Here is a 25,291-nt window from a genome sequence, read left to right as displayed (position 1 = left end):
ATAAACATGAGTAATAGTAAGCATTCTGATATAGAAATAGAAATTTTGCTTTTTGGAAAATGGCGTTTTGATACGTCTTCCGAAAAAGTTACTATTGAATTTAAAGATGATATGACTTATGAACAAACCACAGTTCAAACATTGCTTTTCTCTAAACCTAAAGAACTTATAACAGGGAATAAATTTACTGGGGTATGGTATGTAAGTCAAAAAAAATTGTATTTAAATGTTAAAACTATGCCAAAATCCTTTTTGAATTTAAGGATACCACTAGTTTTTAAGATATCTATTGCAGATATGGTGGCTACTTTAGGTTCGGTGCTTATGGTAGAAAATTATGAAGTTATGAAAATTAATAGTTCTAAATTTTTAATGAAGGATAAAGAGCAATCAATTATTGGGACAAAAATAAATAATATTAATATTAGAAAGTAACTGTATTTTGTCACTCTGGGTATGCTTACGGCGGGTTTAAACACGTTATTTTTGATAAAATTAACTTTTAACTAAGATGTAATTACAATTACGGGCGGTAACATTTCTAAAACCGTAATGCTCAAGTCAGGAAACTCTAAAGGTGAAATAGTCGCATCTTCTGCCAAAATCACTTCACTTTGATAGCCATCCTGAGTTGGTTCTCGAAAGACGTGCAATTGACGACTAACCACATCTAACACCCAATAATCTGTAATTCCCACTTGCGAGTAGGCTTTAGCTTTGATTTCGCAGTCTAGTTTCAGGCTGCTATCTGCTACTTCAATAATCAGATAAACTTCTTTTGGAGTGGGGTGGTGGTCTGCGTAGTCTAGTGGATCTACTTTAACGACAGCTATATCCGGTTCTGGTTCAGATCGTGCGTTTAACTTTACTGGGTCTTGAATACATACCCAAGCCCGATTCCTCAAACTATTTTGCAGTAATCTATCTGTTCTCCCCACTGCTGAACGATGGGCTGTCCCTTTAGCAATCATCCAAATAATCTTTCCTTCTAGGAGTTCTACTCGTTCATCTGCACCAAAAATCCCAGCCTCAGCCATCCGATGGTATTCTTCAACTGTCCACAGGCGAAGCCTTAACGTCGTTTCTGTGTTTTGCATGGCTTGTTATTGCAATTGTGAGAAGTAATTAATATTTTAGCCTGTTTTACTTGACCTAAGAAAAATAGTATGATATATTCAAAATATTTCGCTTTAGTCAACTTAACCTAAAGTCGGCTGTTAGAAACCGCATCTATAAAGTCAAAACCCGCGCAGACGGGTTTCAGACTCTTGATTTAACCTTAGCCCAAATCGGTGTAACTCTTGTTTGTGTGCCTGTAACCTCTGCGAATTCCACTTGCCAAGGCTGCTAATCTTCTAAAATTTGGATTTCATCAAGTTGATTAATCACCACATCTGCACCTCGGACATTATCTGACTTACCCACCCAAGTGATACCAATACAACCGGCAGCTTTAGCATCACGTGCCATTTGCATATCGCCAACTGCATCACCCACCATCAAGGTAGCACCTGGTTCAACTCCCAAAGCTTCGCAAGCTTGCAAAAATAGGACTGGATCTGGTTTGCTCGGCCCCTCATCTACTCCCATTTTTAACTGGATATAATCGCTTAATTGGTGATGCGCTACAAATTTATTTACTTCATCGGTTGTTGCAGCTGAGAGGATACCGAGTTTTAAGCCTCCTTTGCATAGGTATTTCAACAAGTCTAAGCTACCCACAAATAGCGGTGAAGGAGTTTGTTCGATGTATTTTTCGGCTTCATCCAAAGCTTGACGGGCTATTTTTAAGGACTCAAACCATCCTTTCCCTGTTTCGGCAATATATGCAGCAGCCGCAACTTCTGTTTCGCGGCGACTCGCTACCGATATCAAGCCTGCCGGATCTAGAAAATTGCCATTGATGCCAAATGCCATTAATAGGGGTTCCCCAGTTCCAGGGATTTGAGCATCTATTAATCTTGTTGCCTTTTGTGCGAGCGATCGCAAATACGTTTCTGAATCTTCTAGAGTACCGTTTTTGTCAAACACAATTGCCTGGATATTATCAAAAGTGATTTTTCTACATTTAATAGTTGCCACAATATTTCACTCCACTTATTTAGTCAGAAGTTATGAGTTTATATTCCTAACCCCTAACTGTTCCCAATTTTCCACATAAAAAAAGAGGGTTTTTCCCTCTTTATACAATGATTTAATACTCTTACTTAAAAACAAGTAAAACTATAAAATGTATTATTCTTCAATCGCTGCTGGAATTTGTTCTTCAGTTTCCGTGGCTGCTGGAATCTCTTCTTGAACTTCCGCAACTACTGGGGTTACTTCCTCAATTTCTGCTGCTGGTGGAATTTCTTCTAGTTCTGCTGCTGGTGGAATCTCGTCTTCAAGGTCTGTTGCTGGTGGAATATCTTCTTCTGCTAAAACATCAGCAGGTGCAGCAGGCGCAGCAGTAGCACCTTGTTGCTTGGCTAACAGTTGTTCACGATATTTAGCAGCCATTTCTTCTGCCTTATCGTAAACCAAATCCCGGTTTTTAATCATGTCGCCGGGTTCGGGTTCTAGCTGCTTGGTAGATAGGGAAATGCGACCCCTTTCTGCATCCAAGTCAATGATCATCACTTTCACTTCATCATTGACATTGAACACGCTATGAGGTGTATCAATATGTTCGTGGGAAATTTCAGAAATGTGTAGTAGACCACTGACACCACCAATGTCGATGAAAGCACCGTAGGGTTTGATACCACGAACTGTACCGATCACTACTTCGCCGACTTCTAGGCGGTTCATCTTACGTTCAACCAGCGCTCGACGATGAGATAGAACTAAGCGGTTACGTTCTTCATCCACTTCTAGGAATTTCAATGGCAGTTCTTCGCCTACCAATTCTTCTTTAGGTTTGCGAGTACTAATGTGAGAACCTGGGATAAAGCCACGTAATCCTTCAATCCTTACCAATGCACCACCGCGATTGGTTGCAAACACGCCAGAACGGACAGTGGCATCTTCTGCTTGCAGCTGTCGCACGCGTTCCCAAGCCCGCATATATTCAATACGGCGAATGGAAAGGGTTAATTGACCATCTTCGTTTTCATCGGTAAGAATGAAAAACTCGCGCGTTTCGTTTGACTGTAAGACTTCTTCCGGGCTATCCACCCGGTTAATAGACATTTCTTGTATAGGAATATATGCTGCGGTTTTAGCACCAATGTCAATCAGAGCGCCGCGCGGCTCTATACTGAAAACTGTTCCTGGCACAACATCGCCAGGGCTAAAATGATAATCGTATTTGTCAAGTAGAGCAGCGAAATCTTCGTGAGTGAATCCAATTTCTGTAGCGGTTAAATTCTGATTGACCATGCTGATTTGTTCCTGGTTCTAGTCTCCGTAAAGGTTGTGTGACAGGCGTGATGTACTATGTAAGCAGTTTTATGGCAGCTTACACTTAAACATCCTTTTTCATCCTAGCGCAGAAAAGCTAGTATTAACACATATCTACTCCCAAGATTGGAAATTATATCACAATATAAAAATGCTTTGTTATTTACTTAGTATTTAAAATTAACAAAGGACAAACACAATAATATCCGTTGCTCCTACAATTAGTAGCAACGGATACTAACTTCTTTAAATCAGCTAAAGGTCTGCCAATTAGGATCTACTTATCTTTTGGTTTCTCAAAGCGAGGTGGTTCCCGAAATGCGATCGCAAAAAAGAGAGTACCTATACACAGAGTAAAAATCAAGATGTACGCAACGCTTTCCATATTATGAATACCTGCCTATCCAGCCAGTAATTAGAGTTTTGAGTGCTGAGTTCTGAGTGCTGAGTCAGAGCCTTAACTCGGAACTCAGCACTTCTTTACTCAGCACTGAAATTAGAGAGCTTCCTTCCGGCGGGTTGACTTGTCACCCACTTTCTGGAACAGCCCCCATTCAACTTGCTCTTCTAGATCCGCATCAACACCGGCAAATACGTCTCGGTAGATTGTCCGAGAGCCATGCCAGAGATGACCAAAGAAGAACAGCAGAGCAAATACAGCGTGTCCAAAGGTAAACCAACCTCTAGGACTGGTGCGGAATACACCATCAGAGTTCAAGGTTTCGCGGTCAAATTCAAAGATTTCGCCACCTTGAGCTTTACGGGCATACTTCTTCACATCAGCTGGTTCTGTAAAGGTTTTACCATTGAGATCGCCACCAAAGAAGCTGACGGTGACACCAGATTGCTCAAAGCTATACTTTGATTCTGCCCGACGGAAGGGAATGTCAGCGCGGACAACTCCATCAGCATCGGTCAAAATTACTGGGAAGGTTTCAAAGAAGTTGGGGAGACGACGCACGGTCAATTCCCGTCCTTCAGAATCTTTGAATACGGCGTGACCTTGCCAAGATTGGGCAATACCATCACCCTTTACCATCGGCCCTGTACGGAATAGACCGCCTTTAGCGGGGCTATTACCGACGTAATCATAGAAAGCCAGTTTTTCAGGAATCTGCGACCAAGCTTGGTCAAGGGTTGCACCTTCAGCAACGGTCGTTTGGACGCGGCGCTGAATTTCTTGACGGAAGTAGCCTTGATCCCATTGGTAACGGGTAGGACCAAACAATTCGATGGGAGTGGCAGCGTTTCCGTACCACATAGTACCAGCAACAACGAAAGCAGCAAAGAAGACTGCCGCAATACTGCTAGAAAGTACTGTTTCAATGTTCCCCATCCGTAGGGCTTTGTAGAGCCGTTCAGGGGGTCTAACTGTGAGGTGGAATAACCCTGCAATAATACCAACAACACCAGCAGCAATGTGGTGAGCCGCAATGCCACCAGGGTTATATGGGTTAAAACCATCTGGGCCCCATTCCGGTGCTACTCCCTGGGCAGCCCCAGTTATACCATAAGCGTCAGAAACCCATATCCCCGGCCCAAATAGTCCGGTGACGTGAAAAGCACCAAAGCCAAAACAAAGTAGACCAGATAAGAACAGGTGAATGCCAAACATTTTTGGCAAGTCGAGAGCCGGTTCGCCAGTGCGGGGATCTCTAAAGAGTTCCAAATCCCAGTAAACCCAATGCCATACGGCAGCTAGGAATAAAAGACCGGAAAGAACAATGTGAGCCGCAGCAACGCCTTCAAATGACCAGAACCCAGGATCGGTTGCTGGGCCACCAGTAACGTTCCAACCACCCCAAGATTGGGTAACACCCAAACGCGACATGAAGGGTAGAACAAACATCCCTTGCCGCCACATCGGATTGAGAACCGGATCGCTAGGGTCAAAAACAGCCAGTTCGTAGAGTGCCATCGAACCAGCCCAGCCTGCTACTAAGGCTGTGTGCATCAGGTGTACAGAAATCAGCCGCCCTGGATCATTCAGAACGACTGTATGTACTCGGTACCAGGGTAGTCCCATCGACTACGCTCCTCCTCGATGAGTTAGTTTACAAAGCAATTTTCTTACTGAGATTCTAAGGAACGAAATTCGCCACTCAGAAAACTCTCTCTTGTTTTTTGTTATTGCCAGAGCCAGAGTACTACCACAGTTAGTCTTATAAGTCAGACAGCGTGGGTGCTTTGACAATGCTTACTCGCTTCGGGAGGTTTACCTTGTAGGGTAGCCACCGCCAAGCAAAAAATGAGAATGTTTTAAAAAGTGTAACTATTGATGGAATTGTTTGCAAGCGTGTAAATTGATGCGATCGCGTAGCATCTCAAAGTTTTTTCGCTACCAATCCCTCTTGGAGATTAAATTTACTTATCTATTTAACTTGATGAGGGGGGCAAGGGAGGCAGGGAGCAGGGGAGGAAGAGGGGCAGGGGGAAACAAGGGGGAATTATTGAACAAATCTTTCCCTTGTCTCCCCCCTCTTCCTTGTCTACCTTGTCTCTTATTTCATACCCAATTCCCAATTCCCAATTCCGATCTTACTGAACCACCAACTGGATATTTTGCAGTTGGCACTTCGCCTCAGCTGTGTTTAAGCGTTCAATTACCTGTTCAGCACTCATCAAACGCTTGAGTACTACTTGACCTATGGTAGTACCGGCTGTGACTGGTATTGTAGGTTTCACTTCTATGGTTAAAATGGCTTCTTCAACTCGATAAAGCCATAGCAATTCGTTTTCTTCCACTAAACAAATATTCATTCGCTGAATATCTGGTTGCCGTCGCCATGCAGTTACTTGCCAGAGTCCATCAGATGCCCAGACTCTAGCAACTGCCCATCCCTCAGATAGAAAGAAATACTTCACGTTGTTAGTCTCACTATTAAACTTTCAATCTGCTGTTTACGATTACGATATCGTATATTATTTGTTAATTATGTATAACTAATAATAATTTAAATCAAAGCTATTTAAATTATTGTTGATCAAGTTTAATAAAAATAAATTTTTCTTTGTCTCAAGTGTAGCTATGTACAAAAAATAACAAAATTACATATTAAAACACTTGGCTAGTAATTGTATTTTGTTACTCACTTTACAATAAAATTCATTTATGCTTTGGATACTAAATACCAAACATAAAATTAGGAAGATTTTAGGTAACTATGAACAAACCGATAAACTCACCATTTAGATATCCTGGTGGCAAATTTTATGCTCGGCATTTGATTCTTAATCATATTCCTTCTCACTCTTATTATGTTGAACCTTTTGCAGGGGGTGGTTCTATTTTTTTTGTAAAAGATAAAGTAAATATTAATTGGCTCAATGATATTGATGAATTATTAATAAATACCTTATTAATAATTCGAGATCAACCAGAAGAATTAATCAAATTTTTAGCAGGGGAATCCGCCACGAAAGAAAGACATACATTTTACAAAAATGAATTCATTCCACAAAATAAATTAGAACAGGCTGGTAGATGGTTTTACCTTAACAGAACCTCCTACTCTGGGATTATGAAGCATCAAAACTGTTATTGGGGATATGGTGAAAAATACAGTATGCGTCCAGAGAATTGGCCCAGAAACATACGTCGAACTTCAGAGAAACTTCAAAACGTTGAAATTACTAATCTCGATTTTGAAGAAGTTATCGAATCTGTACCTTATGGATCTTTTTTATTTATTGATCCTCCTTATTTCAATGCGGATCAAGATAAACTTTATGCTCATTCATTTTCTAAAGAGGATCATTTCAGGCTATGCCAAATATTAAATAGATATAAGGAAAAAATAAAATTTCTTCTAACTTACGACAATAGCAACACAATTAGAAGTTTATATGAATGGGCATTGGAAATACACGACAAAGAATGGAATTATACAATTAGTAGAAGTGACGATCAAAAAAATGGGAGAAGTAAGCAAGATAACTTGAAAGGCGAACGATATAAGGGGAAAGAAATTTTTATATTAAACTACTCTTCTCTTGACTCTACTTCTCCCAATTCGGAACAGTTAATTTAAAAGTTTGAAGTATTATGATGAGATAAATTTCTACATATTATAGTAAGCATTTAATTATTTTTACTTAATCATCCTGAATACACATAAATTTATCTATTCGAGCAAAATCCTCTAGAAAAACTATCTATAGTAGTAATTAATTGTAAAGTTTTCTATAAAACTAGGAAATATATAGTATAATCACTGACTTCTGATTACATGAAATTTAACTGTATGACCTGGTTTTCCTTGTCCGTGCAACGGTGGGGTCGGATTACACAATTCCTATCTTTGTTCTGTCTATGTTTATTTTTAGTTGTTAGTTGCGCTCCTCGTCCACAGCCTTCTACGCCACCATCGGGTTCTGTAAATAGCTCTACAGGTGATGGTCGTATTACTATAGGTACAACAGCAAAGCCGAGAACCCTTGATCCGGCTGATGCTTATGAGTTAGCATCCTTGGGTTTGGTGTTTAATATGAGCGATCGCCTCTACAACTACGAACCAGGAAGCACGGAAATTAAGCCCCAGCTTGCAACAGCATTACCTAAAGTCAGTCAAGATGCCTTAACTTATACCATCCCTTTACGTCAGGGAGTGGTTTTTCACGATGGGACTCCTTTCAACGCCGAAGCAATGGCGTTTACCATCAACCGCTTTATTCAAAATAAAGGAAAACCTTCATTCTTGCTAGGTGATATAGTAGATTCGGTAAAAAGTACAAGTGAGTATGAGTTAACCATTAAGCTGAAAAAGCCCTTTGCAGCCTTTCCTTCACTGCTGGCGTTTCCTGGGGTATGTGCAGTTTCGCCAAAAGCTTATGAACTCGGTGCTGGTAAATTTAAGCCGAATATTTTTGTAGGAACTGGCCCTTACAAGTTAGCGCAGTATGGTACTGATTCAATAAGATTTGATACGTTTGATAAATATTGGGGAGAAAAACCAGCGAACAAGGGTGTTAACCTCCAAATTCAAACTAGTCCTGTTAATTTGTTTAATGCTTTCCGTACAGGTGCTGTAGATGTGGCTTATCTGTCACTACAGCCAGATCAAAATCGGAGCTTAGAAGAAGGTGGTAAAAAAGGGGATTGGCAAGCGATCGCAGCTGAAGGTAGTGTAGTAAGCTATCTGGTATTGAACCGGAATCAAAAGCCTTTAGATAAATTAGAAGTCAGACAAGCGATCGCGTCAATAATTGACCGTCCACTCTTAAATGAGCGGGCCTTACTTGGTCAAGCAGATCCGCTTTATAGCATGATTCCCACAACATTTAAAGTTTCTGTGCCATTATTCAAAGATGCTTATGGCGATGCTAACTTTGATCAAGCTAAAAAGTTGTTAACTACTGCTGGTTTCTCCAAAGAAAATCCGGCAAAAGTCCAAATTTGGTATCCTTCTAGTTCGCCTACTCGTAGTTTGGCAGCACAGACGCTCAAATCTCTTGTAGATGCCAAAATGGATGGAATTCTGCAATTTGAAGTTACCCCTGCGGAAGGCCCAACATTTTTTAAAGACATTGCCAAAGGATTATATCCAGGAGCTTTACTTGATTGGTATCCAGACTTTTTAGATCCAGATAATTACGTCCAGCCGTTTTTGTCTTGTGACAAAGGTTCAGTTGCTAAAGGATGTGAAGATGGAGGCAGTCAAACTCAGGGTTCGTTCTACTATAGCGAAGCGATGAATAAACTGATCGATCAACAACGCAAAGAACTAAATCCTGAAGCGCGTCAGAAAATTTTTGGAGAAATTCAAAAGCAAGTAACTGCTGATGTACCTTACGTTCCCTTATGGCAAAGTAAAGATTATGTATTTGCCCAAAAAGGTGTGAACAGCGTACAACTTAACCCAACCCAAATTCTGGTTTACCAGACAATTAAAAAGTAGTTAAAAAGTCAAGGGGACAAGAAATTACTCTTTCACCTCTTACCTCTGTGTTCTCTGCGCCTCTGTGGTTTATTTAATTACTTTTTAACCGCAGAGACACAGAGAGCGCAGAGAGAATATAAAAATTGCATTTTGAATTTTGAATTGCTTATGTCTCGCTCTAAAGCTTTACAATATTACATAGTTTCTCGGTTGCTTCTCGCACCACTTCAGCTATTAACAATTATCACCATTGTCTTTCTCTTATTAAGAGCAACACCAGGAGATCCCGCAGATGCAATTCTTGGTGGACGTGCGCCAGAAGCTGCTAAAGAAGAATTGCGAAAACAACTAGGTTTAAACTTTCCTTTGTGGCTACAGTACCTAAATTATTTGGGAAGCATACTGCGCTTTGATTTGGGAACGTCTTTAATGAGTCGCGGACAGAATGTTTGGGACATAATTGGGCAATATTTCCCGGCGACTGTGGAGTTAGCAGTATGTAGTATGGCTGTTGCACTCATCGTCGGAATTGCGGTTGGGACTCTTTCAGCTTCCCGTCCTGGGACATATTTCGATGTTGGTGGGCGCTTGTTTGGGATCATCACCTACGCACTCCCTATGTTTTGGGCGGGAATGCTTTTGCAGTTGATTTTCTCAGTTCAACTTGGTTGGTTTCCTAATTCCAACCGCTTTCCGCCTAATCTTCCGGCTCCCACTCCTGTAACTGGGTTGTATACAATTGATAGCTTACTCGGTGGAAATCTCACCCAGTTTTTCACATCTTTGCACCATCTTGCCCTACCGAGTCTGACTTTGGGAATTTTGCTGAGTGGGATTTTTGAACGAATTGTGCGAGTGAATTTAAAGCAAACCTTGCAAGCCGATTATGTAGAAGCCGCTAGAGCCAGAGGTATTGGTGAAAATAAGATTTTAGCCTCCCATGCCTTAAAGAATGCTTTAATCCCAGTAATTACAGTGTTGGGATTAACTTTTGCTTCTCTGTTGGGTGGGGCGATTTTGACAGAGGTGACATTTTCTTGGCCTGGGTTAGCGAATCGACTGTATCAAGCGATCGCAGATCGCGATTATCCCACAGTCCAGGGAGTGCTAGTCTTTTTTGGTGCGATCGTTGTCAGTGCAAGCATTTTAATTGATATTTTAAATGCTTATGTAGATCCGCGAATTCGATATTAAGCTGTTGGACATTTTGTTAAATTTCTTGAGAAATACCACTGGCTAAAATCCCAAGAATTTTATTCACATCTTTGAGATAATATTCGCTTAAATCAATAGTCAATGTTTGTTTTTCTAGTTTGAGGAATTGCCAAATACTGCCCGTTGTAACTGCTCCGTAAATTGTTTTAATCTCAGTTGCTGCTTGCTCATTAAAGATTTGGGCTGCTACCATTTCTGCTGCACACTGGCCCAAACCCCCATTAATATTTTCCTTTTTAGCTTCTACAACTGTAATTACTGGTGCTGTCAAAATGAGAATTTCTGGAGATTTAGTAATAATAAAATCGCAAGTGCCGTTTAATCCTTTGCTATTATCGACAGTAAAATCTACTCCAGAAAATAAACTAACTTGTTCGTGTAATTGTCGGCGTAAATCAACTAAAATTGGCGCAATAATTAACTCAGAACGAGCTTTTTCACTATTACTCCCTAAAGCGATATCCAGGTTATAATTGAGTGTTTCTACAAGTAAATTACTCGCTGCTAATTCAGAAACACCAGCGAAGATATTGCGTTTTTCTAATGTCCTTAAACTAAACTCTTGTTTTGCTTTAGCTAAACTAAACTCGCTGTAAGCCATAAAACTATTACTCTCTTTCGCTTTTAAATAGAAAACTTAAATTACCTTCCAACATCCAAGTTAAAGTAGAAACTATTGTCAACAATTCTGTTGCTGCCAACATATTTGATAATGGGTATGTTAACTCGGTGCTGTCCTGGTTCAAGCTTCCAAGTTTGTTGAAAATTACCAATATTATGACAAGCAGCATTAATCGGGAAGTTACTAGGAGTAAAAAGTCCATTTTTATAACTATCAACTCCATTTGGAAACAGATAAACTTTTACTTCTACTCGATTGACCGAAGCTTTAGATGGTATGCAATAGGTTAGATTTGATAATCTTAGAGTATCTCCAGCTTTTAGAGGTATGCGATCGCGATTTTTTACTTGCTGAGGTTCGTTGCTATTAAACTGCACTGTAAGATTATCAACGCATACTTTAGCCACAGTAACTTTATCACAGGTTGTAGAAGTGGCGGTGACAGAGGGTAACTCTAGAGAAGATTTGTTCCCAAGTCCCATTATGGCAGGCACTCCGGCAGCTACTATGGTGGCGGTGGCAGCAATGAGAGCAAGTGCAAGCTGGTGTCTAAAAGTTGTCATTTCCCAAACTCCTCAACTTTTGTTCTGTAACACCATCATCACTTGAGACACAGACGCTATGGGTAGGCGCTAGTAGGAAGTTTGAGTGATTAAATTGTTGTAAGGGAAAGTAGGCAAATGTAGCTTTGTAGGGTAAAGTATTGCACTACTGGCTGATTTTGACTTCGCTCTGCCAATTCAATTACGCCTAATGGACTCAAAACAAGCGTTAGCATTCATTAATGCGCTGTTTGCTAAAAAGACTAATCAAGTCTTAAATGAATTGGAAGAACAGCTTTTTTTAGGAATCTGGGAAGGTCAGATTTATTCAGATATTGCTACTCAGACTTTTCTCTCTGAGCAATATTTGAGAGATGCAGGTGCAAATTTATGCAAAAAGATTACAAAAGATTTAGGTATAAAAGTTAATAAGAGAAATTTTAAAAATCCAATTAAATATCATTATCAACAGAATTCAGAAACAACTTCACCTTCCCAACAAGCAATTGTAGAACCAATTAATCTAACACAAGGAGATGAATCACAGTCAGAAAATCTATTACAGCGAAATCATAATCCCTTCACTCCTTTTAATGGCAGAGTAGAAGAAAAGCATTTATTCTTTGATCGAGAGCGCGAAATACGGCGAGTATTTGAGGTGTTGAATAGCGGTAGTAGTGTTGTTTTAATTGGGGAAGAGGGAATCGGCAAATCTTCGCTGCTATGGATGATTTGCCAAGAAGCAGAAACTCGTCTAAACGTTAAACGTCAGCCAGTTTTCTTAGACCTGAATTTACTTCATAATGAAAGTCAATTTTATAGTGATTTGTGCTACGAGATTGGTATACCCGAAAGTAAAGACTATCAGTTAACCCGCAATTTGCGAAGTTGTAAAATACTACTGGCTATAGACAATGTAGGAAAACTTACAGGCGAAGGTTTTACTCGCAACATAAGGGATTATTTGCGCGGTTTAGCTGAAGGAAATAATGCTCCGTTGAAGCTGATTTTAGCTGCCACCGAACCCCTGAACAACCTTTTTAAGGATAGTCAGGAGCAAGGTAATACTTCTCCGTTGGCAGGTATTTGCCAAGAGGAACACATTCATCTTTGGAATGAAGCTACTATGCGTGCTTTTATTACCAATCGTTTGGCTAGAACTTCTGTGAGTTTTACTGAAGAAGAAATCATCCAACTCATCCAAGAAAGTGGCGGACATCCTCGAAAACTCATGCAATTGTGTTATCGAACTTATTCACAATATTATGGTGTGCAATGAATGATACCGCTTTGACCTCTCCCCCCTGCCCTCCCCTGCGAGGGGAGGGGAGCAAGATTACTCCTACTCCCCCTTCCCTCATAGGGAAGGGGGCTGGGGGGTTAGGTTCTTCACGGGCGAAGATGGAGATTGAATAATGACCCCAGTACCCCGTCTAGACTTAGCGCCCAAGTTGAAGCGTCCCCTCTCGCTGTGGAACCCTTTGGATTATCTGCGCCTTTTGTATTGGGTGTTTTTCTTTCCCCAAGCTTTGCGGTGGTATGTGAATACATTCGGGGGTGGGTATATTCCTGAAGGGGAAATGAATTGGGGAAATGCTATCCAACGTAAGTTACTTTTCCAAGGATTAGTTTTAACAGTAGTTACACCTCTAGCTGTAGGTGTAATTTTTCAGGCAGCAAGCATTCCCCTTCACTGGTTCGGCGTGGCGTTAGGCGTGGCGTTCGCTGTGGCGGTAGCCATAATGGGAGGCATGACGTTCGGCGTAGCAGGAGGTGTGGCGTCCGGTGTGGCATTCGGCGTGGTGTTTAGTTTGGCAGGAGGTGTGGCGTTCGGTGTGGTATTCGGCAACTGGTTTACCTTGGCAGAAAGTGTGGTGTTCGGTGTGGTGTTTGGGGTAGCGTTTAGCGTGGTAGCAGGTGTGACAGGAGGTGTGACATTCGGCGTGGTGTACCTCGGTTTGGTATTCAGCATAGGGTTCGCCTACGCCTATTACAAATTGTTTAGGGAGTACGGCAGCATAGTCATATTAGTGGCGTCCTGCCTAGCTTTGCTGCGTCTAGAAACCTGGCTTATTGGCTCACTTTTAAACTTACGAAAAATTCAAAACAGTAGTTGGCTAGTCCCCCACATTACTCCGCTTCCCCTTCCTAATCTTTTTTGGCGCTTGCAAAATTGGTTGCAAAATGATTGGGAAATAGGTCTACATAATACTAATGAACTGCTGGCATATACTCTACAATTTATTCCTGTTGTCCAAGCAATCAATAGAGTACTTGCCAAAATCCCCTCAGAGGAAATTATTTGGACTGTCTCTCGACTTGCGGCAGACCCTTTTGATTGGAATATAGTAGGTTTGGCTTCAAGTTCTTTAAATGAAACCCTAAAATCAAATCTTATCAAAGATTTTTTTCCCTTCCCTCGTTTTTGGGAAGAAGTTTTACAGCCTCGTTTTTATCATCTTAACATAGACACTCGTTTAGATACTCATGCCCGTGCCGCTGCTGCTGGCTTCTGGCATCTGCATGAATATGAGCCAGAGAAAGCAATGGAGGCTTTTGCTGTAGTACGTTCTCTACTTTACGGCGAGGAAATGTTTACCCTTGCCCAAACTCTAACAGCGTTTCAGAAAGCTAAAATATCAGCGTCTATTGCAGCTATCCAAGTTCCTCCTTTTCCCCAGAAACCGCTTTTACGTCCAGATACCTGGAAAATCCTCACGAATCTGCGTCGAGTTGTTGAAGATGTTCAGTTTGTAGAGCGCAGTGTCTCACGTTCAGCCAGGTCTTTAGCTCTTAATCGAGCATTAGGCGAACTAACAAAAATCCTAAATCAAGCCGACACCTTGCCGCAAGCAGAGCAAGGGTTAATAATAGATATCGCTCAAAGTTGGCAAAAAAGCCTTTTACAAATCACTGGTGAAGTGGGAGAAATTTCCATCACCAAGCCTGTGGTTAATCCTTATGTTGTAGGCGATCCCGTTCAAGGTCATCTCTTTATTGGGCGAGAAGATATCATCAGACAGTTAGAAGAACTCTGGGTAATGGGTAATCAACTCCAGTCTATAGTTCTCTACGGTCACAGGCGGATGGGCAAAACTTCTATTCTGCTTAACGCTGCTAACTGTCTAGGCTCACAAATACAGCTAGCCTATGTCAACTTGCTACGTTTGGGAGATAGCCCCCAAGGTGTGGGTGAGGTGCTAATGGCAATTTGTGATGAAATTTCTCAAACTGTGAAACTTCCACCACCAGCTGATGCTGATTTACTAAATCTTCCCTATCGGACTTTTGAACGCTATTTAAGGCAGGTTGAAGCAAAGCTAGACGGTGGATTAATCATCGCCTTAGACGAATTTGAGAAAATTGAAGATTTAATAGAAGCGAAAAAAATCCCTATCGACTTTATGGGTTTTCTGCGAGGTTTAGTGCAAATGAGTTCTAAAATCGCTTTTGCCTTTGCTGGTTTGCACACTTTAGAAGAAATGACAGCAGATTATTTTCAACCCTTCTTTGCCAGCGTCATTCCTATTCATGTAGGCTTTCAAGAACGTGCAGCTACTCGCCAAATTCTCGCTAACCCAGGTAATGAAGACTTCCCCCTCGACTACATCCCGGAAGCTTTAGATGAAATTTATGCTTTGACGCATGGGCAACCATATTTAGTGCAACTGCTGGGTTTTCAACTAGTACGCCGCTACAACGACTTTGTTTTTGAGCAAGGGCGATCGCGTGACCCAGTTTTCACAATAGAAGATGTTGAAGCAGTTATCAATGACCCTGAGTTTTTCAAGCGGGGACGCTACTACTTTGATGGGGTTTGGGGTCAGGCGGCGCGGGGTGCTGAGGGTCAACAAGCAATTGTACAAGTGCTTGCACCTCACCCAGAGGGTTTAAGTCTGGATGCCTTAGCTCAGTCTACAGGTATGAACGACGCTGATTTACAGGAAGCGCTGAATACTCTGAAGCGTCATGATGTGGTTGAAGAAACTCAGGGAAGTTGGCGGATTATGGTAGAACTGTTTCGCCGTTGGGTTTTGCAGTTTTGCAGCAAATAGAAGGCGAATAGAATTCGCGGCTACACAGGCAAAGTCCGCCTTCGCGGACTAATTTCAGCGATCGCATTTGTTACTTCGGCGATCGCATTTGTTACTTCGGAGTTCGCATTTGTTATTTCAGCGATCGCATTTGTTATTTCGGCGATCGCATTTGCTATTTCGGCGATCGCATTTGTTACTTCGGTGATCGCATTTGCTACTTCAGCGATCGCATTTGCTATTTCAGCGATCGCATTTGTTATTTCGGCAACAGCATTTGTTATTTCGGCAACAGCATTTGCTATTTCAGCGATCGCATTTGCTATTTCGGGGTTCGCATTTGTTACTTCGGAGTTCGCATTTGCTATTTCAGCGATCGCATTTGTTACTTCGGCGATCGCATTTACTATTATTGAGGACTTATCTTCTCAAACTCCGAGGGTCAAGTGCATCTCTCAGCCCATCACCGAGTAAGTTGAATGCTAGAACTGTGAGAATAATCAGCACAGCCGGCGGCCAAATTAACCAAGGTTGCAATACCAAAATTGAAGCATTGCTAGCAAGAGAAAGCATATTGCCCCAAGAGGGGTCTGGTTGTTGAATTCCCAAGCCGATGAGACTTAGTATTGCCTCTGCGCCAATAAAGCTGGGAATTGCAAGAGTAGCGGAGATAACTACATAACTAGCCGTTTGCGGCAAGACGTGGCGAAGAATTATATAAAGTGGATTTGCGCCCATCGCGCGTGATGCTTGGACAAATTCTCGCTCTTTAATTGATAGTACCTGTCCTCGAATGACCCGTGCTAAACCAGCCCAGCTAATCACCGAAGTAATCACCACAATCAGCAAAAAGCGCTGGGTACTGCTTAAACCAGGTGGTAAGACTGCTCCCAAAGTCACCAAAAGATAAATACTAGGGAAAGTCATTAGCACTTCTGCCAAGCGCATAATGACGCTATCAGTCACACCGCCGAAATAGCCGGAAATTCCACCGATGAGCAAACCAAGGGGATAGGTAATGATAATGCCAAAAATCCCGATAAACAGACTGATGCGACCGCCATGTAAGAGGCGACTAAATTGGTCGCGGCTTTGGTCATCAGTACCCAAGATATTGACTTTTGCGTCAGTTGTTGTGCCAAATAAATGCCAATTTAAGGGAATACCAGGAAAGATTGTGACTTCATCCCACTTGGGGGGTAGTGGCAAACTCATCTGCAACAATCGGTATTCTGGCCCGGAAACAAATAGACGCACAGGAGATGGTTTTTTGAAGTCTACAATGAGTTGGCGATCGCCTGTTTCTAAATTTGTGTCTCCCTGAGTTGTGGGATAAACATGGGGCCCGATAAACTGTCCTGATTGAGAAACCCAGTGTATCTTAGTTGGTGGCAGCAGTGAACCATTAGGCTGTGAAGCATAAGGGTCATAAGGAGCCACGAAATCTGCTGCAATTACTGCTATGTAGAAAATTAACAGCAAAATTGCCCCAAATTGTGCCAAAGGATTTTTCTTTAGTCGTCGCCACCAATCCATAGTAGTTAGGAGTTATAAGTTATGAGTTTATGAGTTATTAAAGTTTTATCTTAATTCATAACTCATCATTCTCAACTTCCTATTCCCCACTCCTAATTCCTGTACAGACGAGATTTCTCGCGTCTCTCCTAACTCACTACTCCTAACTTCTCTAAATACTTCTGCTGTTCTTGCTGTTGTTTTTCGTGTTCTACAACAAACACGTTTGAGTAGAGATTAGCGAGAATTTGTTTGCCCTGTTGTGTCAATGATAGGTAATGCAGCCCTTCTTGGATATAGGGATAGACACCATTCCAGTAAAACTTAGCGTAGTTATTCCGTAAATCGGCAGGGGTTTTATAGCCCAAAACTTTATTTACACCAGTTTCTTCAAACTCGTAAAATAAAGAAGTAATTTTCTTCAGGTAACGTGGGTCGCTTAGTTGACCAATCAAATCAGCAGCCCGGACTAACCCAGCAAAGCACTTTGTATCGTGATGATCTTCTGCCGCAGGCACGGGAAATCGTGTTAGTTCAATATTGCTTTTAATTGCCTCAGCATCTATTAACTTGTGACCTCCAAAACGCTCATCAATAAAAAGCTTGGCTCTATCAACGTGATACGGCGTGAGACTGGCATCAGAAGCGCCAGGAGCGACAGAAACCATTTTGCCATTTTTACCTGTGGAATATAAGCCTACTGCTTCTTGGTCTTGTCGGCAAACTCCCTTAACATAGCCAATATCATGGCTCACTAAGGAAATAATACAATGCAACCAGTCTTCACTGGAAACACCGCCTTCTCTGATGTGTTTGCCACGTAAGATTTCTTGCCCCACAAGGGTGACAAGAACAGTGTGTTCAACGTTGTGATAAAGGGCATCGCTATTGGCAATATTTTCCAAAGCCATGTTACCAGCCCAGGCGATAATGTCTTGATAATCATTTTTGAAGCAGCCATAAGTGCGACGGTAGCCTTCTCTAATTTCATTTACAAAGGCATCAATTAAAATTTCAGTGGCATTGAACATATCTGGTGACTCTGGTAAATATCAATTATTTATTGATTTGATTGATTGATTTCAAAATTCCACTATCAGGATCGCCCTGGCTGGAATTTAGGGTAATGGAGTTTGCTCATTTGTAACTCACGTGTAGCTGTAGACGCTAGCTTGAACTATCCCTGGATGTACGACTTTCTGACAAGACAAAAGCTTTAAAAGAATTAGGATTTGCGTAGATAAAAGCTTTTACTAGTTTAATAAAATACATTGATATCTCAGATTTTAATTAAATAATTCTAGATTAGCTTTATCAGTTTTTCATATATAAGCATTGGTTGACGGTGATCTAAATGGATATATTGTGTGATTTAGAGTAGCTAGATGAGATGAAATAATTTCTTGTATCATAATCTACAGAAAGGCTTCAAGTATTTGATAACAGTAATTTTTCTTAGCAAGTAAGTTCTATTATATACGGTTGCAAATAAAAGACATTTACTATGAAATGCGTCATAGTTGATGGGAAGTAAATAAATTTCAAGTTTTCTTAAGAAAACACCAATATTGGTAGGCATAGACAGAAAGTGGAGGTCGGACTGTGAGCGATGAAATTGTTTCAGAAATCGAGGTGGAAGAACCTATAATCTCTGAGGATGCTAGCTTTTTGAGCAAATCAGAGCAAAAACCAACTAGGGCATGGTTGAAGCCATTATTTTTGGGGGCTGGTTTAGGAATTGCGATCGCCTTTGCTGGAATGAGTGTATTAAGTCATCTTCCATCCCGCCAACAAAGTGCGGTAGCAGATAAAAAAATTAACCCATCAATGACAGTTACCATCGCTACAGTAGAAGCCGCGCGTGTTGTGCGTACTCTTAAAACTACTGGAACTGTCGCAGCACGTGATTTAATTCCGGTTTTACCACAGACAAATGGTTTACAAATCAAAAGTATCCCTGAAGATGTCAAAGAAGGGACTTTTGTTAAAAAAGGTCAAGTTTTGGCGGTGTTGGATGGTTCTATACTGCAAAGCCAGATTAGCCAAGCAAAGGCAGATGTAGAATCAAAACAAGCCGATGTGGAATCCAAACAAGCAGACTTTACATCCAAGCAGGCAGATTTAGCATCAAATAAAGCCATAGTCCAGCAAAAACAAGCAGATTTAGCTCAAGCGAAGGCAAAGCTAGAAGAAGCCGCCAAAAATTATCAGCGCTATCAACAACTGTCCGACTCTGGAACCATTAGTAAGCAAGAACTTGATACTCGTTCCTACGCTGTAAAAACTGCCATACAAGTTGTGAATCTATCCCAAGAAAATCTGCGTAGTGCCCAGGCCAATATCGGCAGCGCCCAGGCTAATATTAGTAACGCTCAAGCTATTATCAACAAAGCCAAAGCTGATGTCCGCAGCAGTGCCGCTAGGGTGCAACAACTACAAACTCAATTGGAACAAACTGTAGTGCGTGCGCCGGTTTCTGGAGTCATCGCGGAGAAATTAGCCAGAGTCGGTGATGTGACTGGTGTACCGCCGCAAACACAGGTAGGAACCGTGATTGGTGGCACACAAAAGCTATTTTCGATTATCCGAGATGAAAAGTTAGAACTTCAGGCGAAGGTTCCTGAAATTCAATTAAATCAAGTGAAAATTGGCGCATCTGTGCAAATTACTTCCGATGTCGATCAGCGCGTGCGATCGCAAGGACGAGTCAGAGAGATTCAACCACAGGTTAACGATCAAAGGCGAGAGGCTACAGTCAAAATTGACTTACCGCCAACAACTTTACTTAAACCAGGGATGTTTGCGAATGCTGCAATTACTACTAACTCAGGTATGGCGGTGGTAGTGCCGCAAAAAGCAGTCCAATCTCAAGCAGATGGAAGTGTAATTGTATTCACCTTATCAAATGGAGATATAGTTCGCAGCCAGAAAGTGGACTTAGAAAATCCTACAAATGGCGACAAAGTAGAAATCAAGAGTGGTTTGCAGTTAGGCGATCGCATCGTAGTTGATGGTGCAGGATATATCAAAGATGGTGATAAGGTTCGAGTTGCAAATTGAAGGGAATGGGGAATGGGGAATGGGGAATGGGGAATGGGAGAAAGAACCAATGACAAATGACAAATGACAAATGACAAATGACCAATGACAAATTCAAAATCTAAAATTTTCTCATGTCTTTTAATATCTCAGCTTGGTCGATTAAAAAACCTGTTCCCACGATAGTTTTATTTTTAATTTTGACTGTTGTGGGTTGGTTCTCGTTTTTATCCTTGGGGATTGATACTAACCCTAATATTGATGTCCCAACAGTTTCAATCAAAGTCACCCAACCAGGTGCAGGCCCTGCCGAACTAGAATCCCAAGTGACGAAAAAAATTGAAGATGCCGTCGCGGGGTTGGGCAATATCGATTATATGATTTCCACCGTCAGCGATGGGAATTCTAACACGACAATTAATTTTGTTTTGGGCACAGATAGCGATCGCGCCACTAATGATGTCCGCAATGCGATCGCTCAAATTCGCCAAGATTTACCCCAAGAGATCAACGATCCAATTGTAGAACGTCTGGACTTTGCTGGCGGCCCGGTGATTACTTACGCGGTTAAATCAGATAAGCGTTCTGTAGAAGAATTAAGCAATATTGTCGATCAAACCATTAGCCGCGCCTTACTGGGAGTTCGTGGTGTTGCCCAAATTCAACGTGTGGGTGGAGTTGACCGAGAAATTCGCATTAACCTGAGTCCCAGTCGCTTACAATCTCTGGGTATCACCGCCACTCAGGTAAACGACCAAATCCGCGATTTAAACATTAACTTACCAGGCGGACGGGCCGAAGTCGGCGGTAGCGAACAAAGTATCCGCACATTAGGAAGTGCCGCTAGTGTGGATATTTTGAAAACCTACGAAATCCTCTTACCACAAGGGGGTTCGGTACCCTTATCCAGTTTGGGAACTATAGAAGATAAATTTGGTGATGTGCGCCAAGCCGCCACCTTAAATAATCAACCTGTGGTAGCTTTCCAAGTGTTGCGTAGTACTGGCAGCGTTCTGGTGACAGTAGAACAAGGAGTGAAAGCAGCAGTCAAAGAACTGGAAAAAACACTTCCCGCAGATGTCAAGCTAGATTTAATTTTTACTAGAGCCGATATTGTTCGCCAATCTTACCAAAGCACTATTGATGAATTAATTCAAGCTTCAGTGCTGGCAGTCATCGTTATTTTAGTATTTTTGCGGGACTGGCGAGCAACATTAATTACGGCTGTTGCCTTACCCTTGTCAATAATTCCCACCTTCGCAGTGCAGCAAGCCCTTGGTTACACCCTCAACAACATGACTTTGTTGGCATTAGCGCTGGCGGTGGGCAACTTGGTAGATGATGCCGTGGTAGAAATTGAAAACATGGAACGGCATATCGCTATGGGCAAATCAGCTTGGGATGCTGCTTTTGAATCTGCCGACGAAGTAGGATTAGCGGTAATTGCCAGTTCAGCGACGATTATTGCCGTGTTTATGCCCGTTGCTTTTATGGGTGGGATTCCGGGGCAATTTTTCCAACCATTTGGTGTTACCGTTGCCGTTTCCACAATTTTCTCAACTCTTGTCGCGCGGATGGTTACGCCGATGATGGGGGCGTATCTTTTGAAGGAAGAGGGGAGTGGGGAGTGGGGATTGGGGAGTGGGGGAGTAATAAAATTGTTTAATTTTAAATTTACGCTTCCAGGTGGAAATCAGGGAAACAGAAAAGTTAGGAATCAAAAGCGTCGGGGTTTTCAACCTTATAGATCGCTTTTACAGTGGGCGTTACGCCATAGATTGACCACAATAGCGATCGCTTTAGCTTTCTTTATTGCCAGTGTGATGCTGGTTCCGTTGATTCCCAAGGGTTTCGTTGATGATGGCGACTTTGGGATTTCTAACGTATCTATAGAACTACCTCCAGGTTCGACATTAGAAGATGTTAACAAGGTAGTCACACAAGCCACTAATATCATCCGGCAAAATCCAGTAGTTGAACGTGTACTAGCAACCGAAGAGATCAATTCTGCAAGCCTGGCAATTAATCTCAAACCCAGAGAAGAACGAAATATTTCTCAAAAACAGTTTGAGGAACAAGTACGCCCTTCCTTTGAGCAAATACCAGGAGCTAGAATTAGCTTTCAAAGTCAGTCACCAGGCGACAGTCGGAAAGGTTTATCAATTGTTCTCAGAAGTGAAAATCCTGAAGCATTGAATCAAGCGGCTGATGCCCTAGAAAAGCAAATGCGATCGGTAGCAGGATTGGTAGAAGTGTCTTCGACTGCAAGTTTGGTTAAACCAGAGATTTTAGTAATTCCGAACCCACAACGGGCAGCAGATTTGGGAGTGACAGTACAAGCGATCGCACGGACAGCTTCTCTGGCCACCATCGGCGATAATGAAGCCAACTTGGCAAAATTTAATTTGAGCGATCGGCAAATCCCGATTCGCGTACAAATCGATCCGAAAGTCCGGGCTGACATTAACACAATCACCAATCTCCAAGTCCTTAGTCAAAGTGGCAAATTGATTCCCCTGGTAGCTGTTGCAGATATCCGTTTTGGTAGTGGCCCTGCAACCATCAACCGTTACGATCGCGCCCGTCAAGTTGCCGTAGAAGCCAATTTACAAGGGATTTCTTTAGGAGAGGCGGTAGAAACAATCAATAAACTACCTGTAATGCAAAACTTACCGCCAGGGGTAGTACAGCAACCCTCCGGTAGCGCCAAAATTATGCAAGAGATTTTTGGGCGCTTTGGTGGCGCGTTGGGGCTGGCATTAATGTGTATCTATGCAATTCTGGTGTTGCTGTATAACAACTTTCTGCATCCATTATCGATTATGGCGGCCTTGCCCTTTTGTTTAGGCGGCGCACTAGTAGCCTTGATGGTTGCTCAAAAACCATTGGGGATATATGCCTTGATTGGTATCGTGTTGCTGTTGGGGATTGTCACCAAAAACTCGATTTTGTTGGTGGATTATACAATCATCAACATACAAGAAGGCAAAACTCAGCGTCAGGCACTCGTAGAAGCTGGCGTGTCACGTCTGCGTCCGATTTTAATGACTTCTCTGGCAACGATCGCCGGTATTCTGCCCCTAGCGTTAGGAATTGGCGCAGGTTCTGAAGTTCGGCAACCAATGGGAATTGCCATTATGGGCGGTTTCACAACTTCCACCCTGCTGACACTGGTGGTAGTGCCAGTGATATTTAGCTACATAGACAACTTCCAAACTTGGATTATGGATAGATTCCGCTATGGCTTTGGTAAGAAACCATCGCGTTAATAAAAATAATAAAGACGCGATAAATCCCCAATAATAAAGACGCGATAAATCGCCGTCTCTACAATCAATCTCTTGTAGAGACGGCGATTTATCGCGTCTTCTTAAATATTGTGCGATCGCATTTACCAGTGGGAATCATAACAAACAGATTTACCTGAGTAAATAAACAATGGCTTACCAAAACATTACAGGCTCCCTTACCCCAGCAGATATCCAAGAGATTAAAGCAGCCTTTGCGACTATCGAAGCAAAGTTGCCTTTTTTGGTGACTTTGAGTGTAGAAGAACGACGCAAGTTATTTAAGATGGGCGATAAAAGTCTAGCTTTTGTCAACACTAGCCTGACTGCTGCCCAATCTAACCGAGATATTTTACCAGCCAGCTTTGATGTAGATGAGTTTGTGCGGGATTATCAACTAGCCGCCACTCTCAGCGAACTTCTGATTGGACTGCGACAACTGACAGAACAGGTAGATGATACTTTAATGGCTGTCGGTAGTGAGACAATGAGCAGCAGTTTGACAGTTTATGATTACGTCAAGACTGCTGCTAAGAAAACTCCAGGGTTAAAAACTATTGCCGAACAGTTAGGGGAACGGTTTAAAGCTATTAAAAGTAAACCTGCTAAAACTGCTTCTGGTTCATAGGCTGTAAACTTTGCGGGAGAATCTTTAGGGATTTCCAACAAATAAATTATTCAATCTTGTGGGGCGGGCAACATGAGCGCCTTTGGCTATGGGCGGGTGAGACACCCACCCCACAAGAATTATTTGAGTATTTTTTTATTTGAAAGTTCTTTAATACTTGTGGATGAGTCTTTGATACTCGTGAGCGAGTCTTTAATACTCGCGGGAGAGTCTTTAATACTCGTCGGCGAGTCTTTAATACTCGTGGATGAGTTTTTAATGCTCGCGGGAGAGTCTTTGATACTCGTGGATGAGTCTTTTATACTCGTAAGCGAGTCTTTTATACTCGTCGGCGAGTCTTTGATACTCACGGATGAGTCTTTTATACTCGTAAGCGAGTCTTTTATACTCATGAGCAAAGATCAACATCAAGTCTGTTCTCTTACTTTGCGTCCTTGGCGTTCTTGGCGGTTCGTTTCTTCATTCTCTTATTCCTGCCTGAACGCAGCATAGTAAATTTTCAAATTTGGGAAGCTCCCACAAATACAAACCTAAAAACCCAAATAAAATCTGACCTTCTAAATCAGGAATTAGGAATTGCAAGGCTGATATTATACCCATAGCCGCGTATATTCTGCCGCCTTGCCCCAAATTATGCTCATCACACCCCGCCACAGCAGCAAGCCTTCTCCCTTTATCCTTTATGCTTTAGTCTTTATCTTCTCCTTCCTCCTCTGTCTACCTTGGGTAAGTGCCAAAGAAACCCCCAAACCCAAACCGCAACAGTGGCAGATTGACGGCATATTAGCAGCCCTTGACGACAGCTACCCCAAAGTAAAGCAATATGCTTTTAACAAATTAGCTGAATATGAGCCACAAGATTTAAAAATTCTGCTTAAAAAACCGGAGGAAATTGCCCAGAAAGCTGCCAACATCCTCAAGGATGAAAAGGTTGACTCATCTGTTCGTAGCAGTGCGGTTTCGGCATTGAGCAACCTGGGAGAGGCGGCAACCAAGTATATCCCTGACATCGCCAACATCCTCAAGGATGAAAAGGTTGACTCATCTGTTCGTGGCAGTGCGGCATCGGCATTGGGCAACCTGGGAGAGGCGGCAGCCAAGTATATCCCTGACATCCTTAACTTCCTCAAGGATGAAAAGGTTAACTCA

The 25,291-nt window shown here is 42.0% G+C and carries 21 protein-coding genes; 11 read left to right on the top strand and 10 right to left on the bottom strand.

Features of this window, described 5'->3' with window-relative positions:
- Positions 1-6: 6 nt before the first annotated feature.
- Positions 7-435, top strand: coding sequence for a hypothetical protein (locus V7K69_RS31930; RefSeq protein WP_335042139.1), 429 nt, complete (start codon positions 7-9; stop codon positions 433-435).
- Between the two features lie 71 nt (positions 436-506).
- Here V7K69_RS31930 and V7K69_RS31925 read toward each other — a convergent pair whose 3' ends face one another.
- From V7K69_RS31925 to V7K69_RS31900, 6 genes are all read right to left on the bottom strand, one after another.
- Positions 507-1,097 carry a Uma2 family endonuclease gene (locus tag V7K69_RS31925; protein WP_190933186.1) on the bottom strand — a complete coding sequence of 197 codons (591 nt, stop codon included), beginning with the start codon at positions 1,095-1,097 and terminating at the stop codon, positions 507-509.
- A gap of 250 nt (positions 1,098-1,347) precedes the next feature.
- Positions 1,348-2,082: an HAD family hydrolase gene (locus V7K69_RS31920; RefSeq protein WP_335042137.1), complete on the bottom strand. Its 735-nt coding sequence runs from the start codon at positions 2,080-2,082 to the stop codon at positions 1,348-1,350.
- 153 nt (positions 2,083-2,235) lie between these two features.
- Positions 2,236-3,360, bottom strand: coding sequence for a 30S ribosomal protein S1 (locus V7K69_RS31915; protein WP_335042135.1), 1,125 nt, complete (start codon positions 3,358-3,360; stop codon positions 2,236-2,238).
- Between the two features lie 298 nt (positions 3,361-3,658).
- Positions 3,659-3,766 (bottom strand): photosystem II reaction center protein T, encoded by a 108-nt coding sequence (locus tag V7K69_RS31910; protein WP_084227385.1) that lies wholly within the window; start codon positions 3,764-3,766, stop codon positions 3,659-3,661.
- 111 nt (positions 3,767-3,877) lie between these two features.
- Positions 3,878-5,407 (bottom strand): photosystem II chlorophyll-binding protein CP47, encoded by a 1,530-nt coding sequence (psbB, locus tag V7K69_RS31905; protein ID WP_335042133.1) that lies wholly within the window; start codon positions 5,405-5,407, stop codon positions 3,878-3,880.
- Between the two features lie 512 nt (positions 5,408-5,919).
- The gene (locus V7K69_RS31900) at positions 5,920-6,246 is read right to left on the bottom strand and encodes a hypothetical protein (protein WP_335042131.1); all 327 of its coding nucleotides are present in this window, start codon (positions 6,244-6,246) and stop codon (positions 5,920-5,922) included.
- A 299-nt stretch (positions 6,247-6,545) separates the two neighbouring features.
- Between V7K69_RS31900 and V7K69_RS31895 the strand changes: the two genes are divergently transcribed.
- The 3 genes from V7K69_RS31895 to V7K69_RS31885 all read left to right on the top strand — a co-directional run bounded on the left by V7K69_RS31895 (position 6,546) and on the right by V7K69_RS31885 (position 10,454).
- Positions 6,546-7,412, top strand: coding sequence for a DNA adenine methylase (locus V7K69_RS31895; RefSeq protein ID WP_335042129.1), 867 nt, complete (start codon positions 6,546-6,548; stop codon positions 7,410-7,412).
- A 213-nt stretch (positions 7,413-7,625) separates the two neighbouring features.
- Positions 7,626-9,278 carry an ABC transporter substrate-binding protein gene (locus tag V7K69_RS31890; protein ID WP_335042127.1) on the top strand — a complete coding sequence of 551 codons (1,653 nt, stop codon included), beginning with the start codon at positions 7,626-7,628 and terminating at the stop codon, positions 9,276-9,278.
- 150 nt (positions 9,279-9,428) lie between these two features.
- Positions 9,429-10,454, top strand: coding sequence for an ABC transporter permease (locus V7K69_RS31885; protein WP_012409030.1), 1,026 nt, complete (start codon positions 9,429-9,431; stop codon positions 10,452-10,454).
- 16 nt (positions 10,455-10,470) lie between these two features.
- Here the strand turns inward: V7K69_RS31885 and V7K69_RS31880 are convergent, their stop codons facing one another.
- Together V7K69_RS31880 and V7K69_RS31875 are read right to left on the bottom strand one after the other, a co-directional pair.
- On the bottom strand, positions 10,471-11,076 hold the full coding sequence (locus V7K69_RS31880) for a hypothetical protein (protein ID WP_335042126.1): 606 nt from the start codon (positions 11,074-11,076) through the stop codon (positions 10,471-10,473).
- Positions 11,077-11,117: 41 nt separating this feature from the next.
- Positions 11,118-11,660, bottom strand: a complete 543-nt coding sequence (locus V7K69_RS31875) for a hypothetical protein (protein ID WP_335042124.1) — start codon at positions 11,658-11,660, stop codon at positions 11,118-11,120.
- Positions 11,661-11,850: 190 nt separating this feature from the next.
- On the opposite strand from V7K69_RS31875, the gene V7K69_RS31870 reads away from it, so the two are divergent.
- The 3 genes from V7K69_RS31870 to V7K69_RS31860 all read left to right on the top strand — a co-directional run bounded on the left by V7K69_RS31870 (position 11,851) and on the right by V7K69_RS31860 (position 16,147).
- A complete protein-coding gene (locus tag V7K69_RS31870) occupies positions 11,851-12,918 on the top strand; it encodes an ATP-binding protein (RefSeq protein WP_335042122.1) in 1,068 nt (355 codons plus the stop codon).
- Between the two features lie 136 nt (positions 12,919-13,054).
- Positions 13,055-15,694 carry an AAA family ATPase gene (locus V7K69_RS31865; protein WP_335042120.1) on the top strand — a complete coding sequence of 880 codons (2,640 nt, stop codon included), beginning with the start codon at positions 13,055-13,057 and terminating at the stop codon, positions 15,692-15,694.
- 183 nt (positions 15,695-15,877) lie between these two features.
- Positions 15,878-16,147: a hypothetical protein gene (locus V7K69_RS31860; protein ID WP_335042118.1), complete on the top strand. Its 270-nt coding sequence runs from the start codon at positions 15,878-15,880 to the stop codon at positions 16,145-16,147.
- On the opposite strand, the gene V7K69_RS31855 is transcribed toward V7K69_RS31860, so the two are convergent.
- Both V7K69_RS31855 and V7K69_RS31850 read right to left on the bottom strand, forming a co-directional pair.
- A complete protein-coding gene (locus tag V7K69_RS31855; RefSeq protein ID WP_185583502.1) occupies positions 16,094-17,209 on the bottom strand; it encodes an ABC transporter permease in 1,116 nt (371 codons plus the stop codon). The genes V7K69_RS31860 and V7K69_RS31855 overlap by 54 nt on opposite strands.
- Before the next feature lie 128 nt (positions 17,210-17,337).
- Positions 17,338-18,219, bottom strand: coding sequence for an Npun_R2479 family HD domain-containing metalloprotein (locus V7K69_RS31850; protein WP_335042114.1), 882 nt, complete (start codon positions 18,217-18,219; stop codon positions 17,338-17,340).
- A 571-nt stretch (positions 18,220-18,790) separates the two neighbouring features.
- Between V7K69_RS31850 and V7K69_RS31845 the strand changes: the two genes are divergently transcribed.
- The 4 genes from V7K69_RS31845 to V7K69_RS31830 all read left to right on the top strand — a co-directional run.
- The gene (locus tag V7K69_RS31845) at positions 18,791-20,248 is read left to right on the top strand and encodes an efflux RND transporter periplasmic adaptor subunit (protein ID WP_335042112.1); all 1,458 of its coding nucleotides are present in this window, start codon (positions 18,791-18,793) and stop codon (positions 20,246-20,248) included.
- A gap of 113 nt (positions 20,249-20,361) precedes the next feature.
- Positions 20,362-23,496 (top strand): efflux RND transporter permease subunit, encoded by a 3,135-nt coding sequence (locus V7K69_RS31840; protein WP_335042110.1) that lies wholly within the window; start codon positions 20,362-20,364, stop codon positions 23,494-23,496.
- 169 nt (positions 23,497-23,665) lie between these two features.
- Positions 23,666-24,142, top strand: coding sequence for a hypothetical protein (locus V7K69_RS31835; RefSeq protein ID WP_335042108.1), 477 nt, complete (start codon positions 23,666-23,668; stop codon positions 24,140-24,142).
- 633 nt (positions 24,143-24,775) lie between these two features.
- On the top strand, positions 24,776-25,291 hold a 516-nt coding region (locus V7K69_RS31830), incomplete at its 3' end, for a HEAT repeat domain-containing protein (protein ID WP_442936223.1).

This window comes from Nostoc sp. (assembly GCF_036917775.1).
Lineage (GTDB): Bacteria > Cyanobacteriota > Cyanobacteriia > Cyanobacteriales > Nostocaceae > Nostoc.
The sequence above is the reverse complement of the archived record's forward strand: the minus strand, read 5'-3'. Positions and strand labels throughout refer to the sequence as shown.

Bases quoted from the DNA above. Each gene is read 5' to 3' on its own strand.
- V7K69_RS31870 (WP_335042122.1), top strand. From the start codon at position 11,851: ATGGACTCAAAACAAGCGTTAGCATTCATTAATGCGCTGTTTGCTAAA.
- V7K69_RS31840 (WP_335042110.1), top strand. From the start codon at position 20,362: ATGTCTTTTAATATCTCAGCTTGGTCGATTAAAAAACCTGTTCCCACG.
- V7K69_RS31930 (WP_335042139.1), top strand. From the start codon at position 7: ATGAGTAATAGTAAGCATTCTGATATAGAAATAGAAATTTTGCTTTTT.
- psbB (WP_335042133.1), bottom strand. From the start codon at position 5,407: ATGGGACTACCCTGGTACCGAGTACATACAGTCGTTCTGAATGATCCA.
- V7K69_RS31835 (WP_335042108.1), top strand. From the start codon at position 23,666: ATGGCTTACCAAAACATTACAGGCTCCCTTACCCCAGCAGATATCCAA.
- V7K69_RS31885 (WP_012409030.1), top strand. From the start codon at position 9,429: ATGTCTCGCTCTAAAGCTTTACAATATTACATAGTTTCTCGGTTGCTT.
- V7K69_RS31880 (WP_335042126.1), bottom strand. From the start codon at position 11,076: ATGGCTTACAGCGAGTTTAGTTTAGCTAAAGCAAAACAAGAGTTTAGT.
- V7K69_RS31890 (WP_335042127.1), top strand. From the start codon at position 7,626: ATGACCTGGTTTTCCTTGTCCGTGCAACGGTGGGGTCGGATTACACAA.
- V7K69_RS31910 (WP_084227385.1), bottom strand. From the start codon at position 3,766: ATGGAAAGCGTTGCGTACATCTTGATTTTTACTCTGTGTATAGGTACT.
- V7K69_RS31865 (WP_335042120.1), top strand. From the start codon at position 13,055: ATGACCCCAGTACCCCGTCTAGACTTAGCGCCCAAGTTGAAGCGTCCC.
- V7K69_RS31925 (WP_190933186.1), bottom strand. From the start codon at position 1,097: ATGCAAAACACAGAAACGACGTTAAGGCTTCGCCTGTGGACAGTTGAA.
- V7K69_RS31915 (WP_335042135.1), bottom strand. From the start codon at position 3,360: ATGGTCAATCAGAATTTAACCGCTACAGAAATTGGATTCACTCACGAA.
- V7K69_RS31855 (WP_185583502.1), bottom strand. From the start codon at position 17,209: ATGGATTGGTGGCGACGACTAAAGAAAAATCCTTTGGCACAATTTGGG.
- V7K69_RS31850 (WP_335042114.1), bottom strand. From the start codon at position 18,219: ATGTTCAATGCCACTGAAATTTTAATTGATGCCTTTGTAAATGAAATT.
- V7K69_RS31895 (WP_335042129.1), top strand. From the start codon at position 6,546: ATGAACAAACCGATAAACTCACCATTTAGATATCCTGGTGGCAAATTT.
- V7K69_RS31875 (WP_335042124.1), bottom strand. From the start codon at position 11,660: ATGACAACTTTTAGACACCAGCTTGCACTTGCTCTCATTGCTGCCACC.